The sequence below is a fragment of the Bacillus sp. AFS029637 genome, from assembly GCF_002584985.1.
Taxonomy (GTDB): domain Bacteria; phylum Bacillota; class Bacilli; order Bacillales; family Bacillaceae_G; genus Bacillus_A.
In genome coordinates, this window is record NZ_NUPZ01000017.1 from 124,896 (window position 1) to 138,962 (window position 14,067).

The 14,067-nt window shown below is 34.7% G+C and carries 14 protein-coding genes and 2 pseudogenes; 14 read left to right on the plus strand and 2 right to left on the minus strand.

Annotated elements, in window-relative coordinates; genetic code table 11:
- Positions 1-11: 11 nt before the first annotated feature.
- The 4 genes from COE49_RS07735 (at position 12) to COE49_RS07750 (ending at position 1,982) form a co-directional block, all read left to right on the plus strand.
- Entirely contained in the window at positions 12-524 is a 513-nt protein-coding gene (locus COE49_RS07735; protein ID WP_170933748.1) for a SecY-interacting protein Syd, read from the plus strand.
- Positions 525-565: 41 nt separating this feature from the next.
- Positions 566-955, plus strand: coding sequence for an immunity 22 family protein (locus COE49_RS07740; protein WP_088229655.1), 390 nt, complete (start codon positions 566-568; stop codon positions 953-955).
- Between the two features lie 64 nt (positions 956-1,019).
- Positions 1,020-1,448: an SMI1/KNR4 family protein gene (locus COE49_RS07745; protein WP_141524750.1), complete on the plus strand. Its 429-nt coding sequence runs from the start codon at positions 1,020-1,022 to the stop codon at positions 1,446-1,448.
- A 66-nt stretch (positions 1,449-1,514) separates the two neighbouring features.
- Positions 1,515-1,982 carry a DUF6985 domain-containing protein gene (locus COE49_RS07750; protein ID WP_088229653.1) on the plus strand — a complete coding sequence of 156 codons (468 nt, stop codon included), beginning with the start codon at positions 1,515-1,517 and terminating at the stop codon, positions 1,980-1,982.
- A gap of 159 nt (positions 1,983-2,141) precedes the next feature.
- Here COE49_RS07750 and COE49_RS07755 read toward each other — a convergent pair whose 3' ends face one another.
- Positions 2,142-2,849: a DNA alkylation repair protein gene (locus COE49_RS07755; protein WP_088229652.1), complete on the minus strand. Its 708-nt coding sequence runs from the start codon at positions 2,847-2,849 to the stop codon at positions 2,142-2,144.
- A gap of 291 nt (positions 2,850-3,140) precedes the next feature.
- Here COE49_RS07755 and COE49_RS28440 point away from each other — a divergent pair.
- Positions 3,141-3,215 (plus strand): annotated as a pseudogene (locus COE49_RS28440) (immunity 22 family protein); the annotation flags it as partial.
- A 204-nt stretch (positions 3,216-3,419) separates the two neighbouring features.
- Here the strand turns inward: COE49_RS28440 and COE49_RS07760 are convergent.
- Positions 3,420-3,866 (minus strand): DUF7832 domain-containing protein, encoded by a 447-nt coding sequence (locus COE49_RS07760; RefSeq protein WP_098840865.1) that lies wholly within the window; start codon positions 3,864-3,866, stop codon positions 3,420-3,422.
- Between the two features lie 574 nt (positions 3,867-4,440).
- Between COE49_RS07760 and COE49_RS07770 the strand changes: the two genes are divergently transcribed.
- From COE49_RS07770 to COE49_RS07810, 9 genes and pseudogenes are all read left to right on the plus strand, one after another.
- Complete coding sequence (locus tag COE49_RS07770) at positions 4,441-5,208, plus strand: DnaD domain-containing protein (protein WP_088229650.1); 768 nt, start codon at positions 4,441-4,443, stop codon at positions 5,206-5,208.
- A 78-nt stretch (positions 5,209-5,286) separates the two neighbouring features.
- The gene (locus COE49_RS07775; RefSeq protein WP_098840864.1) at positions 5,287-7,677 is read left to right on the plus strand and encodes a penicillin acylase family protein; all 2,391 of its coding nucleotides are present in this window, start codon (positions 5,287-5,289) and stop codon (positions 7,675-7,677) included.
- A gap of 309 nt (positions 7,678-7,986) precedes the next feature.
- On the plus strand, positions 7,987-8,352 hold the full coding sequence (locus COE49_RS07780; protein WP_088229648.1) for a hypothetical protein: 366 nt from the start codon (positions 7,987-7,989) through the stop codon (positions 8,350-8,352).
- 95 nt (positions 8,353-8,447) lie between these two features.
- Positions 8,448-8,645: pseudogene (locus COE49_RS07785) on the plus strand (hypothetical protein); the annotation flags it as partial.
- Between the two features lie 194 nt (positions 8,646-8,839).
- Positions 8,840-9,907, plus strand: a complete 1,068-nt coding sequence (locus COE49_RS07790) for a glycoside hydrolase family 113 (protein WP_098252541.1) — start codon at positions 8,840-8,842, stop codon at positions 9,905-9,907.
- Positions 9,908-9,996: 89 nt separating this feature from the next.
- Positions 9,997-10,188 carry a DUF378 domain-containing protein gene (locus COE49_RS07795; protein ID WP_002084566.1) on the plus strand — a complete coding sequence of 64 codons (192 nt, stop codon included), beginning with the start codon at positions 9,997-9,999 and terminating at the stop codon, positions 10,186-10,188.
- Between the two features lie 212 nt (positions 10,189-10,400).
- Entirely contained in the window at positions 10,401-11,483 is a 1,083-nt protein-coding gene (serC, locus tag COE49_RS07800) for a 3-phosphoserine/phosphohydroxythreonine transaminase (RefSeq protein ID WP_098252549.1), read from the plus strand.
- Positions 11,484-11,495: 12 nt separating this feature from the next.
- Entirely contained in the window at positions 11,496-12,668 is a 1,173-nt protein-coding gene (locus COE49_RS07805; RefSeq protein ID WP_098840863.1) for a 3-phosphoglycerate dehydrogenase family protein, read from the plus strand.
- Between the two features lie 122 nt (positions 12,669-12,790).
- The gene (locus COE49_RS07810; protein WP_098945811.1) at positions 12,791-13,948 is read left to right on the plus strand and encodes an RNA-guided endonuclease InsQ/TnpB family protein; all 1,158 of its coding nucleotides are present in this window, start codon (positions 12,791-12,793) and stop codon (positions 13,946-13,948) included.
- Positions 13,949-14,067: the final 119 nt, after the last annotated feature.

Below are 14,067 nucleotides of genomic sequence, written 5' to 3' on the forward strand. Positions count from 1 at the left end.
TGAAGAATGCTATGAGTACATATTTTAAATTAAGAAAAGAATATTTTGATAGAGGTTTGAATTTCTTATTTAAAACACCATATAACGAAAAAGTTGATTTTGTTATATATCAAGGTGAAATAGAGGAAGATGAAATTTCATGGAAACCGGTTGAGAAATATATTGAAACTGATTTAATCCTACTTGAGGAGCAATTTGCAATTAAGTTTCATGATTCAGTTTATCACTATTTTAACTCATATTGGTTTGCTGATTTGGATGGGTTTTTCGGTGACCATTATATTAGTTTAGAGGCTGTATTACCAAATATAGAATTGGATTCTTTTGAAGAGAAGTTAGAAGGATATGAAAAAAATCATCGTAAGCTAGATAAGATTCCTATAGGAGTAGAAGGAAATGGTTCACTAGTTGTTTTAAATAATGTAAGTGGAAAAGTCGAATTGGAGGATTTCGAACGTGGGTTGTTTATAGAGGTTTCGAATAGTTTAAATGAGTTGATTTCCAGTTTGAGGCTACAAAAATAATGTTTATATGAATTATAGACCGGCTAGGTGGGAGTGGAAAAGTGGAATATAGTGGAATGGTTTCAGTTTGGTTTGGAATTTCTAAATCACTCCAAAATCTTGAGGAGTATGTCGATATAGATTACACGATAGATGGTGATTCAGTTCATTCAAAGTTTGGGACGAGCTTTGAATTCGGTTATTATGATGAAGATAATATTGAAGTTTGTTTTTATGAGAATAGTAAAAGGGACGTTGGACATATTTTAAGTGATTTTTCTTATAGTGAACGAATTATTCCTATAATAAAAAAACTAATAAATGGAGATAATTTAGCGAACGATATTAACTTTGCTATTGTTCTTTATGATTTTAAATATAATGAAGCGAAAAGAGAAGATATGTTTGATGGTTTAGAGGTTACATTTATTGGTTCTATGCCATACAGGTAGGTTGTACGGAGTTGCTAATTTATTTCACAAACACATGGATAAACCTTATAAAGGAGGGATACAAATGCATGCTTTGCCGAATTGTTTAGAAGAAGTTTTGGAAGAAGACATATATAAACGGGCAGATAAAGAGCAGGTGAATGAAGTAATAAATAGATTAGGTGTAGAAGTATCTGATACATTTAGAGAGTTTTATTACCGATTTGCAGGACCTTTTTGGGAAGAGCACGTTCCTTATGAATTACTTGATATTATAGATGAAGAGAATAATATTGAATACTACACAATTATTGCTCGAAAGGAACATAGATTTCCTAATAAGTATTTAGTTTTAACAGAAATGACAGCAAATGCTGCATTGGTACTTGATAGTGTAACCGATCAAGTTTACTCAGTAAATTTTGAAGGTGGAGATGAATTACTTTTAAGTGGAAAATTAAAGGAGAGTTGGCCAACATTTTATCTGTTTTTGAAAGACTATTTTAAATGTTAGGTGTTAACAGAAATGAATAATAAACAGGGACGTCTTAGTAATGAGTGCGAGAGGAATGACGGATAAATGACAATGAACGATTCAGTTTTTGGAGAGCTTGAATATAATTATGCTTGGGCTAAGTGTATGCCTATAACTTTTCTAGGAAATGAAACTGAGATTGATTTGATGATAGATGGTGAAGAAGATGGGATGTTTGATGAAGGGCAGTATGTAGCGTATCAATCATTAATGAAAAATTGGGAAGAGGTACAAATAAGTTTATTACAGTCTATATTAGACTATTACAAACAAAGGCGATGTGAATTAGGATATGATATTGGAGTGCATGAAAATTATTCATTAATTGAAACAACTGATCAAATACTAGAGATGATTAGTTTAGATGGTATTGTTGTTCCGTATGCAGATATTATGGGGGGAAGAGAAATTGGAATTACATTTAAGTGTACGTGGGATATAGAAAATGGTGTAGGAGTTCGTTTATTAAATGAAAAGGTAGTTGAAGTAGGGTATCAGGATATTACTTTTTAATTTAAATACGTCTCAACAAACGCCTGTATATTACTTTGAAAATAAAATAGCTGATTCACTGATGGGATTTATGATAAAGATCAATCGGGACAGTGAATATTTTGAAGATAAAAAAAGGTATCAATCTTTATCGGATTGACACCCTAATACGAATCTTTTTTAACACCTTACATATTTACGCTTAAAACCAAGTCTTCCTCTATCAAGTTCTTTCTGAATACTTTCGGAAGCATTTAGAAGGCTGCTTTTTTTCTTATCACGTTTCACTTCAACTATACCAACTTCTTTTGCAGTCTCGACTGCTTTTTCGTGTAGTGGTACATATGAAATTGCTACAGTGTTTAGGAAGTTATTCATAGCGGATTTTGTTCGTTCTGGTGAATCATGAATTGTATTTTTCACCATTTCAAGCATATCGGAAATTTTGCTTTCGGAAAACTCATTGTCTTTACGATTTCCTAAAAGCCAGCAGTAGCAACTCCATCCCGCTGACATTCTCAGCTCGTCCCCACTTGTAATCCATTTATCAGCAACGTCTTGTGCAATATTTGACTCTGATAAAGTTACTGCCACCACATAATCGGATAGCATATAAAAATATGCTCCGTCTATCCAGCGATCAAAATCAGACTCACTCATAGCTTTTGGATCTGCGATAATACCTGCAAAGTACATAGCATCGTAGTTTCCTGTGGCATACAGCTCCTCGGCTAACTCTTGATTTAATTTTATTTTCTTAGCGATTGGTTTCATAGCGCCTGTAGCTACGCCAAAAACTGGTTCGTGTGCACCGTTAGATATGTATATTTTTTTCGTTCGTTCCTTACTGAGGGCTTCAAGCTCTTGCATAACTGTTTTAAAGTCCATAGCTGTGCACTTCCTTCCTTAATATAAAAACCTTTTTAAGTCTTGTATACTTCTCAATGTTAATACTAATTGTATTCTGGAGGTATGTCTACTTTCTAAAGTTCATCGAGACTTGGTCTGATTGTTGAATAAAATGAAGCCAGAGATAATCTGGAGAATGGTATAATATAGAAAAATTGGGCAGTAAAAATCACATAGGGGGAATTTAATTGGAAAAAGAGCTAATTAATAAGTATGACAATGAATTTCCGAATAATCCTATTTGACTGAAAGGAAATAAGAAATGGTTTTTATAATTTTCAGTATGACAATGCCGTTAGTAATTTTGAAGGCTTTGATTTTGTAACTGCTACAAGCTATCTATAGTTGTGAGACAATTACAGTAGGGTAAGGAAGAATAAAAAAATATACAAGTTGTTAGTGGCTAATAAAAGGGGGGATCGTATTGAAAAGAACGCTTGAATTCGTACTAAGTGAAAAGATGTATATCGATGCTAATCAACAAATTGAAATTAAATTCTGTATTAACAAGTCGATTCCTTATTAACATAAGGAATCGACTTGTTATAATTATTTATTTTGTAAGTTGTCTTTCCAAAAATTATAGCTATAATCAATAACTTCTTTTAATTTGAAATAGTTTTCCCAAGTATCTTGCACATGGTAGAGAGTTTCGCCTTCATCTGTAAAAACATCACTGTAATCATTTATATACTTCCACTCCTCGTCATGGTTAAAGTAGTACATTGCGAATTGATTGCCCTCATCATTTAACATGTCGTCTGCTAAAACGCCATCCCAATTCATATAAATTTGTGTACCAGTCATTTGTCTAAGTTTAAACTGGTTAATTTCGTCTTGAGACTCTTCTTCAAATTCTTGACTAAATAAATCATGTTCAATTATCCATCCTAAAAACATGCCAGTATGTACAAAAGCTTGATCGATTGGTAAGTCCTCAGGAAAATCACCTTCAAAATGGTACTTCGCTTTATCATAAACAATCGTATTTAACAATTAGTTCATCTCCTTTAACATATTATCTAATAAACTCGTACTGTTTGTTTTAATATTTTTACTATGTTTTCAAGCCCTTCAAATTCAGTAAATGGTTTCATACGTAAGCAGTGATTTTTATTTAGTGGTGCATGAGCAAAAGATTTTAACTTACTAATTAGTTTCTTCATTACTTTTTGTTCTTCTTTACTTAATGTATCAATATTAGCGAGTAAAATATATCCCCCTTTACATTTGTATTATAGCAATATTTCAAAGGTTTTTTTGGAGGATTAATAACTCTAGAAATTATATTTTTGCAAAATGTAAGTAGAGTGTAGTAGGAATGTGTATGTAGATTGAATTTTTGTATTTCCAAGCCCCTTCCAAGCCCCTTATAAGCACCTACCAAGTAATAAATCACTAAACAAAAACAAAACAAAAACAACTACAAGAACAAAAAGCGCGAAAAAACGTCGTAGTAGTAGTTGTAAAAAAATTTGAATTCAAACGCCAAAAACTAACCCCACATTCCTATATTTAAATTGAAGGATTGACTTGTATCTTTTTACGAATGAAGGGAGGAGGGAAATGTATGGCGGTGTACCGTAATGTGCGGGTGAACTTTTGGCAAGATGAATTTATTTTAGATTTAACACCAGAGGAGCGTTATTTTTACATATATTTGTTAACTGGTACGAAAACGAAGCAATGTGGAATTTACATATTACCGAAGCGTTTGGCAGAGCTTGAAACAGGTTACAGTATGGAAACTGTTGAGAAGTTGTTGAACCGCTTTGTTGAATACGGGAAGATTTTATATGATACGGAAACGAAAGAGTTATACATAATAAATTGGCTACACTATAACCCTATTTTAAATACAAATGTAGAAAAGTGCGTATTACGTGAGTTAAAGGCTGTGAAGAGTAAAGAGTTCATACATATGTTTTTACGTAAATGTCTTGAAGAAGAATGGAAGATTCCATTATTACTACAGCATTTTGGTATGCCGAAAGAGGTGGATAATAGTAGTTCGGAAGCAGTTATTGAAGAAACAGAAGATGTGGAAAAGATAGAAACGGTAGAAGAGGCTACTTCGCATAGTGAAGTTTACAAATTTTACGAACAAAACATTAGTAGTTTATCTCCATATATTGTGAAGGAATTGAAAGGGTGGATACAAAGACTTTCAGGAAGTACAGTACTAGAGGCACTTAAAGTTGCGTTTGAACATAATAAGCGAACGCTCGCTTATGTGAAGGGGATTTTGAGGAATTGGTGTGAAAAAGGGCGAGTAAACTTCAGTAAAGAAAAGGAAGCAGTGCGTAAGAGAGAAGTATTTAGTTTGTATGATCCATAACATGAGAAAGTAAGGTTTTTTCTTTTCTAAAAGGTTCTTTTACGATAGAAGCGAATAGTTTGAGAAAGGAGGGATTGTATGGAAGTCGTCATAAAAAAGAAACGAACGAGGGGTAAGAGAATTTTTCTTTGGTCTAGTAGTATCGTTCTTTTATTCGTTATCTGTACAGCGATTTTTTTGAACATATATACGCTTAGATCTGTGCCAAAGATAGATGGAACGATAAAGCTAGAGGATTTACAACATGCTGTTACGGTGAAGCGTGATAGTAAAGGGGTACCTCATATTAAAGCAGAAAATGCACATGATTTATATTTTTCACAAGGATATGTACAAGCGCAAGATCGTTTGTTTCAAATGGATTTAAGTAGAAGGCAAGCTTCCGGGATGTTGAGTGAAGTTGTAGGGGAAGCGGCTGTTGATCGAGATAAGTTGTTTCGAACGCTCGGTTTACGGCGAGCAGCAGAAGCGTCTATTAGTCAATATGACGGGGAAGCGAAATTTGCCCTGCAGTCATTTGCTGATGGAGTGAACGCTTTTATACGTGAGGCGAAAGCAGACAAGAAATTGCCAGTTGAGTTTACTCTATTAGGCTATGAACCTACTGAATGGTCAATTGTTGATACGTTAACGATTGGAAAGTATATGGCGTTTGATTTAGGTGGGCATTGGCACGGACAGGCGTTTCGATATTGGGCGCTGAAAAACCTCCCGAAAGAGCAAGCAAATGAGCTATTTCCAACATATCCGAAAGATGCTCCGAGATTGCTAGCGGAACTGCAAAATACAAATGTGAATGTAGCACAAAGTTTTTCAAAAACAATTATTCCACCTGAGTTTAACGGTAGTAATAACTGGGTTTTGAGTGGTGAGAAGAGTGCGTCAGGTAAGCCGATTTTAGCGGATGATCCCCATCTTTCTCTTGCGACACCTTCCATTTGGTATCAAACGAAACTAGAAATGAAAGACTTACATGTAAGTGGTGTTATTTTCGCTGGCGTACCAGGTGTTATATTAGGACACAACGACAAAATAGCATGGGGTGTTACGAATACTGGTCCTGATGTGCAAGATTTATATATTGAGAAGCGAAACCCTAAAAATGAAAATGAATTTTTGTATAACGATAAATGGGAAAAGGCTACAGTTGTTGATGAATCTATTAAAGTAAAAGGCGGGAAAACAATTCCTTATAACGTCACGGTTACGAGGCACGGTCCAGTCATTTCAGAGTTTGCGGATAAAGGGAAAGAGAAAACGAAAACTGTATTTGCTTTAAAGTGGACTGCTTTGGAACCGTCAGCTGAGTTAAAGGCTGTATTAAATATGAATAAAGCGAAAGATTGGAATGAGTTTGAAACGGCTCTTCAAGATTTTCATACACCGACTCAAAACTTTGTATTTGCATCAAATGATGGCACGATTGCATATAAAGCGAATGGAAATATACCAGTGCGTAAAAAAGGAGATGGTAGTCTGCCAGTGCCAGGGTGGACAGATGAATATGAATGGGAAGGATATATCCCGTTTGATCAATTGCCAAAAGTAATCAATCCGAAAGAAGGATTTATTTCAACTGCAAATAATAAAATTGTTGATGATAATTATCCGTATCATATTAGTAATACGTGGGCGCAGCCATATAGACAAATGCGTATTCAGGAGTTTTTGCAAGAGAAGGATAAGTATACGGTAAAAGATTTACAGAAGTTACAGATGGATCAAAAAAATTTATATGGGAAAGAGTTTACTCCTATATTTTTAAAAGAGTTAAATAAAGCAGATTTAAATGAAGTTGAGAAAGAAGGCGTAAAACAATTAACAAAGTGGAATTTTTACGATAGTAAAGATGAAGCGGCACCGTTAATTTTTCATTTATTAATGAAAGAGATTTCAAATACGCTCTTTTCAAAAGAAATACCGAAAGATGTGATGGAGTTATTTGAAGGAAAGTCACAAGTTGTTGATGAATTGATTCGAAAACAAGTAGCGGGAGAAAATAGCGCTTGGTTTACGAAGTATGGAGGTTTCACGAAAGTTGTGCATACATCGTACGAGAATGTAATGAAGAAATTACAAAAGGAATATGGACCGAATGTTACGGAGTGGAAGTGGGGCGATTACCATCAACTTGCTTTTACACATCCAATCTCAAAATCATCTAGTATGTTAGCATTCCTTGCATTTAATCGTGAGAAACCAGTTCCAATTGGCGGAAGCCAAGTTACCGTTCAAGCAGCAAATTATGATGATAACGGTATTGTAAATCACGGGGCGTCTTGGAGGTTTGTTATTGATACGAAAGATATGTCAAACGGTTACCATATCGTAGGGCCAGGCCAGTCAGGACATTTTAGAAGTGATTGGTATCATGATCAAATAGATGATTGGGTAAATGGCACGTATCATACGACTACATTGAATACGGATGGAATAGAGGGGAAAGTGTTAACTTTACAACCAAAATGAAACTATGCTTTATTAGCGGATGGCTTGAATCCTGTCACTAATGAAAGTTTCACTTTATGAGAGACTCTTACTATTGTAAGAGTCTTTTTTATAGAGATGTGACAAGTTTTGACAAGAAAATACAAAAGAGCTTGTTATAATACTTTTTGGAATATTATGTTTAGCCCGCTATTTGTGGGCTAATAATCAGTGAGGGATGGACAAAACCTCCACTGATTAAAGTTTCACTTTATTAAAATGGGAATGGATTAGTACGCAACAAGGGAAATTTCTTAATAGTTGCAGTGAAATCTAATAGGGGGATTCTATATGAGTATTAAAGTAATAAGGGCAACAGGAATGATGGGCGGAGCAGCAAGAGTTGCTGTAAAGGTAGATAATGAAGTAGTAATGAAACTTGAAAATAATGAAGAATATACGCTTCCTTTTGAGTTAGATGAAGCAAATATAAAAGTGAAACAATTCTTTTTTGGGAGTAAAGAAAAGAAAGTAAAGGATGGCGATGTAGTGGAAATTAAGATTAATGGTATTGCCATACTACTCATGATTGTGTCAATGATGGCTGTTTTATTCGGGTCTTCAATGGGCATAAATATTGTTGTTTTTGGTGTGATAGGAGCGTTAGTTACGTTAGCATATGGATTGAATAACTGGTTTAGTTTAGAGGTTAAATAAAGTATTGTATCTATTTTTATGTTGATTCATTTGATTTACTATACATGAAGTGTAATGGTTTTTTATAGGGAATGGGAGAGGATCATTATGAAGAAATGGATGCGTTTAATGTTGAATATATAATAACAAAAGATTATAAATTTGAAGAGATGCGCACAACTGTAAAAGTGAGTGAACGTAATGCAGATAAGAAATCTAGCGCGGACAAAGAAAAGATGGATGCAGTTGTGAGTATAAAAATTGATTCATATGAAAAATTTGATTCAATTAAGTTACCAGAGGGAATTCAATAATTTCAATTGTAACAGGAATAAAAGGAGCGGAAATACGCTCTTTTTTTTATTTACCTTACTATTTTTAGGAGGTTAGTATGAATAAGGGATGAATACTCATTTTTTTTGAGGAGAATTCATTAATTTTTTTATGGAATATATGTGAAACGTTGTATAGAATAAGCAAGTATGCCAAAATTTATAGGAGGGAAGTTGTGAAGAAAAATAAGAGTGTATTAAGTTTTATAGGAGTGTGTATTATGCTGTTTTCTTTTTGTTTTCAAGGAAATGTACAGGCAGATGTAAATACTGTTCAGTCTGGAAAAATAAAAGCAGGAAACGTAACGGTATGGGAAGTTGGAAATGTAGCGAAAGTGTTAGAAGATGTGGAGCGCTTGAACTTAAACACAGTGAATGTACCGATCCAAGTTGATATTCCGAATGTAACTTCTACTAATATGGTAATTAATCAGGCGCAAAAGAAACAGGCTATTATTTTAATTCAAGAATTATTAAAGCGTAATATTCAAGTTATAGTGGAGCCGTTCCCATTTATTCAACAAGGAAATGTAGGAGAGACGGAATGGAATCCGAGTAATATGAATGATTTCTTCTGGAATTGGAAAACGGTTGTACTGCAGGATATTTTTAATTCCATTACTAGTAAATACAATGTGTATGGATTAAAGATCGCTTCTAATTTCGTTAATATGGAATATGCGGAAGGATATTGGAGCGATACGATTGACTTCGTCCGTAAGCAGTATAAAGGAAATGTTTTGTATCAAATGAATTGGTGGTTAACGGCAAGCTTTGATCCTTCTTATGAAGCGAAGTTTGTAGAGAAAATAAACCGCCCGTATTTAAAGAAGGTAGACATTGTTAGTATCGATAGTTGGTTTGAAGTGTCAGGAAATAAAAATCCGTCGTACGAAGAAGTGAAGCAAAGTTTATTTGCGACGACAGTATATAATCGTGGACAAAATGTTGTGCAGCAATTGGAACAATTACATAAAGCAACTGGGAAGCCAGTTTATTTTGGTGGATTTAACGTTCCAGCGCGTGAATTTGGCTTGCAAAATCCGTGGAATCCAGATGTTTCAAATGTGTTTTCAAAAGATGTACAATTAAATGGATGGCGTGCTTACCGAGATGTATTAGAACCGATGCCGTATTTTAAAGGTTTTTCCATTTGGTTTATTGGCTCTAATAATAGTACGCATGCGTATCAAATCCATAGCAAAGAAGCAGAGGCAGTTATTAACGGTTGGTACCGAAAATAAATTTTTGAAAATAGGCAAGTTTTGAAGTATAGTACATATATTTTTAGTGAAAGGCCTTTCACCATCTTATCACCTAGGGGGCAATCACAATGAAATTTTTGTCTTACCTTACAGTAATTTTGGTGATTCTTGGCGGTTTGAATTGGTTGTTTGTCGCGTTAGATTACAATGTAGTTGAGAAATGGTTTGGTTCTATGCCGGCGCTTGTGGACACCATTTATTGGCTCTTTGGTCTTTCTGCTATTTATCAAATTTTTGATCGGTTTTTTACGAGTAAGTAGCTATTATACTTTTATTACTAGAGTGTTAAGTACGATTATGTACTTAACACTTTTTTGTATGTTTATGAAAAAAGTGTTTGCATGTGCAAGCGATTCCATTGCGTCTTACGCCGTAATAATAGAAAAGAAATTGACCGTGTCTCGTATTGTGGGGTATAATTCAGAAAGTTTAAAAATTCATAAAAATGAGAAATAGGGAGGTCATCCGGGTGATGGAGAGAGTGTATAATTTTTCTGCAGGACCATCAATACTCCCTTTGCCAGTTTTAGAGAAAGTGCAAAAGGAGCTTGTAAATTATAACGGGACAGGCATGTCTATTATGGAAATGAGTCATCGATCTTCTTATTTTCAAAGTATTATTGATGAAGCGAGCAGCTTGCTTCGTGAATTAATGAACATTCCTGATGAGTATGAAGTATTGTTTTTACAAGGCGGTGCTTCATTACAATTTTCTATGGTACCGTTAAACTTAATGAGTACGTACAAAAAAGCTGGGTACGTACTGACTGGCTCATGGTCTAAAAAAGCACTGCAAGAAGCAGAAAAAGTAGGAGAAGTACAAGTGCTTGCTTCTTCTGAACAAGAGAAGTTTACTACGATTCCTAAAATGGATGATTTACAGCATGATGAAAAACTAGATTATGTACATATTACAACGAACAATACGATTGAGGGGACAAAATATGTGGAAATACCGCATTTAGAAAGAGTGCCGCTTGTTGCGGATATGTCCTCCAATATTTTATCAGAACGATATGATGTTTCGAAGTTTGGTCTTATATATGCGGGAGCGCAAAAGAATTTAGGACCAGCTGGTTTAACGATTGCGATTATAAAAAAAGATTTAATTGGCGGGGCAGATGGCTCTTGTCCGACAATGTTAAACTATGAAACTTACAGCAAAAATAACTCCTTATATAATACACCGCCATCCTTTAGTATTTACGTAACAAAACTTGTACTAGAGTGGTTGAAAGAGCAAGGCGGGGTATCTGCGATTGAAGAACAAAACAGAATGAAATCGTCACTTCTTTATCATTTTTTAGATGAATCTAAATTGTTTACTTCACCAGTTGATCCTATGTATCGATCACTTATGAACATTCCGTTTACAACACCGTCAGAAGAGCTTAACAATCAGTTTTTACAAAAAGCGAAAGAACGTGGTCTTGTTACACTAAAAGGACATCGCTCAGTCGGTGGTATGCGCGCTAGCATTTATAATGCGATGCCAGTACACGGCGTACAGCAATTAGTAAATTATATGAAGGAATTTGAGCTTGAAAATAGATAGGGAGATGGGGATATGTTTCGTGTTCAAACGTTAAATCAAATTGCGGAAAAAGGTTTGCAAGTCCTTGGCGGAGAGCGTTATGAAGTAGGGGATCGCATTGACCACCCAGACGGTATTTTACTTCGCAGCTATTCTTTACATCAAGAAGATTTTTCAAAAGACTTAAAGGCAATTGCAAGAGCTGGTGCTGGTGTAAATAATATTCCTGTAGATCGATGTACAGAAAAGGGAATTGTAGTATTTAACACGCCAGGGGCAAATGCCAATGCAGTAAAGGAACTCATTATCGCGAGTCTTATTATGTCTTCACGTAACATTATTAATGGCGTAAGCTGGACGAAAAATTTAGAGGGTGAAGAAGTACCTCAGCTTGTTGAAACAGGGAAAAAACAATTTGTTGGATCAGAAATTGCTGGGAAACGACTAGGTGTTATCGGCCTTGGCGCAATCGGTGCTTTAGTGGCAAATGATGCGTTAGCGTTAGGAATGGACGTTGTCGGATACGATCCTTACATTTCAGTTGAAACAGCTTGGCGTCTTTCTACACATGTACAAAGAGCGTTTAGCCTAGATGAAATTTTTGCAACGTGTGATTATATTACACTGCATATTCCTCTTACGAACCAAACGAAGGGGATTATTGGTGAACACGCTATCGAGACGATGAAAAAAGGAATGCGACTATTCAATTTCTCAAGAGGAGAACTTGTAGATGAAAAGGTTCTTCAAAAAGCGTTAGAAGAAGATATTATTACACATTACGTAACTGACTTCCCAAATGAAAATGTGATAAAGATGAAAAATGTAACAGCGACACCTCACCTTGGTGCATCTACGTCTGAATCGGAAGAAAATTGTGCGGTCATGGCAGCTCGTCAATTACGTGAGTATTTAGAGACAGGAAATATTCGTAATTCAGTAAACTACCCAAACGTAGAACTGCCGTATATCGGTAAGAAACGAATTACAATTATGCATCAAAATGTACCGAACATGGTAGGACAAATTTCAGGATGTTTAGCTGAACATCATATTAATATTGCAGATATGATTAATCGTAGTAAACATTCTTGGGCGTACACAATGATTGATATCGATAACGGAATTGATGATATAATTAAAGAGAATATTGTGGAAAATATAAGCAAAATTACAGGTGTTGTAGCCGTTCGAATGATTGTGTAAATGAAAAAAATATCTTCATAAGAAGAACTTCTTCAAGATTGGATATCTATCATTCATGTATATAGCTGTAGGATGTATGGATTTAGAAATTATAAAAGTAAAATGTCGGAGGATATAGGGTTATGAAAAGAGCCTATTTGATCGAAATTAAACCGACAAATGAACAAATAGTCAAGATAAATCAAACGATTGGGGTCTGTAGGTATGTTTACAATCTGTATCTTTCTAAAAACAAAGAGATGTATGAATCCGAGGGAAAGTTTCTGAGTGGATATGACTTTTCTAAATGGTTAAACAATGTCTATACAAAAGAATGTAGCCAATGGATTAAAGAGGTATCTAGTAAAGCGGTAAAACAGGCAATTATGAATGGAGATAAGGCCTTTAAGAGATTTTTTAAGGGCTTATCAGGATTTCCACGTTACAAGAAAAAAAAGAATCAAGATGTGAAGTGCTATTTTCCTAAAAATAACAAAACGGATTGGACAATAGAAAGACATAGAGTAAAAGTCCCTACGATTGGCTGGATGAGAGTAAAAGAATATGGTTATATTCCTAAAAATGGGATTGTAAAAAGTGGAACAATCTTTAAAAAAGCAGGGAGATATTTTGTATCTGTACTTTGTGAATTGGAAGAATCAGTAACAAGGGTAATACTCAATCAAACAGGTTTGGGTATTGATTTAGGTGTGAAGGATTTCGCTATACGTAGCGATGGTATCGTTCATGCAAACATCAACAAAACAATACAAGTAACAAAGATAGAAAAACGCTTTAAACGTGAACAACGCTCTTTATCGCGTAAATTTGAAAATGAAAAAAAGAGAGGTGAAAAATCTGTTACTAACAAAAGAGCGAATATAGAAAAAAATATTCTTAGAGTGCAAAAATTGTATGCTCGATTAGCCAATATTCGACTAGAGTATGTAAAGTCTATTGTAAATGATGTGGTGAAAACCAAGCCAACGTTTATTACAGTGGAAGATTTGAATGTAAAAGGTATGATGAAGAATAAACATCTAGCTAAAACAATTGCTAAGCAGTGTTTCTATGCGTTTAAAATGTGGCTCTTGACTAAATGTAAGGAATACAGAATTGAATTACGTCAAGTAGATACATTCTATCCATCATCAAAGTTATGTTCTTGCTGTGGTCAAAAGAAACTGGATTTAAAGCTATCTGACCGAGTATATACCTGTGAATGTGGAAATACAATGGATAGAGATTTGAATGCAGCGATCAACCTTTTACAAGCAAAAGAATATATAATACTAACGTAAATAGACTGTATATATGTACGGTGGGTTACATCGGAATTTACGCCTGTGGAGTGTTACAGCAAACTGTAGTAGCGAGTGATTGGCGAAACAGGACACATAGAAACAGGAATACTCTAAGA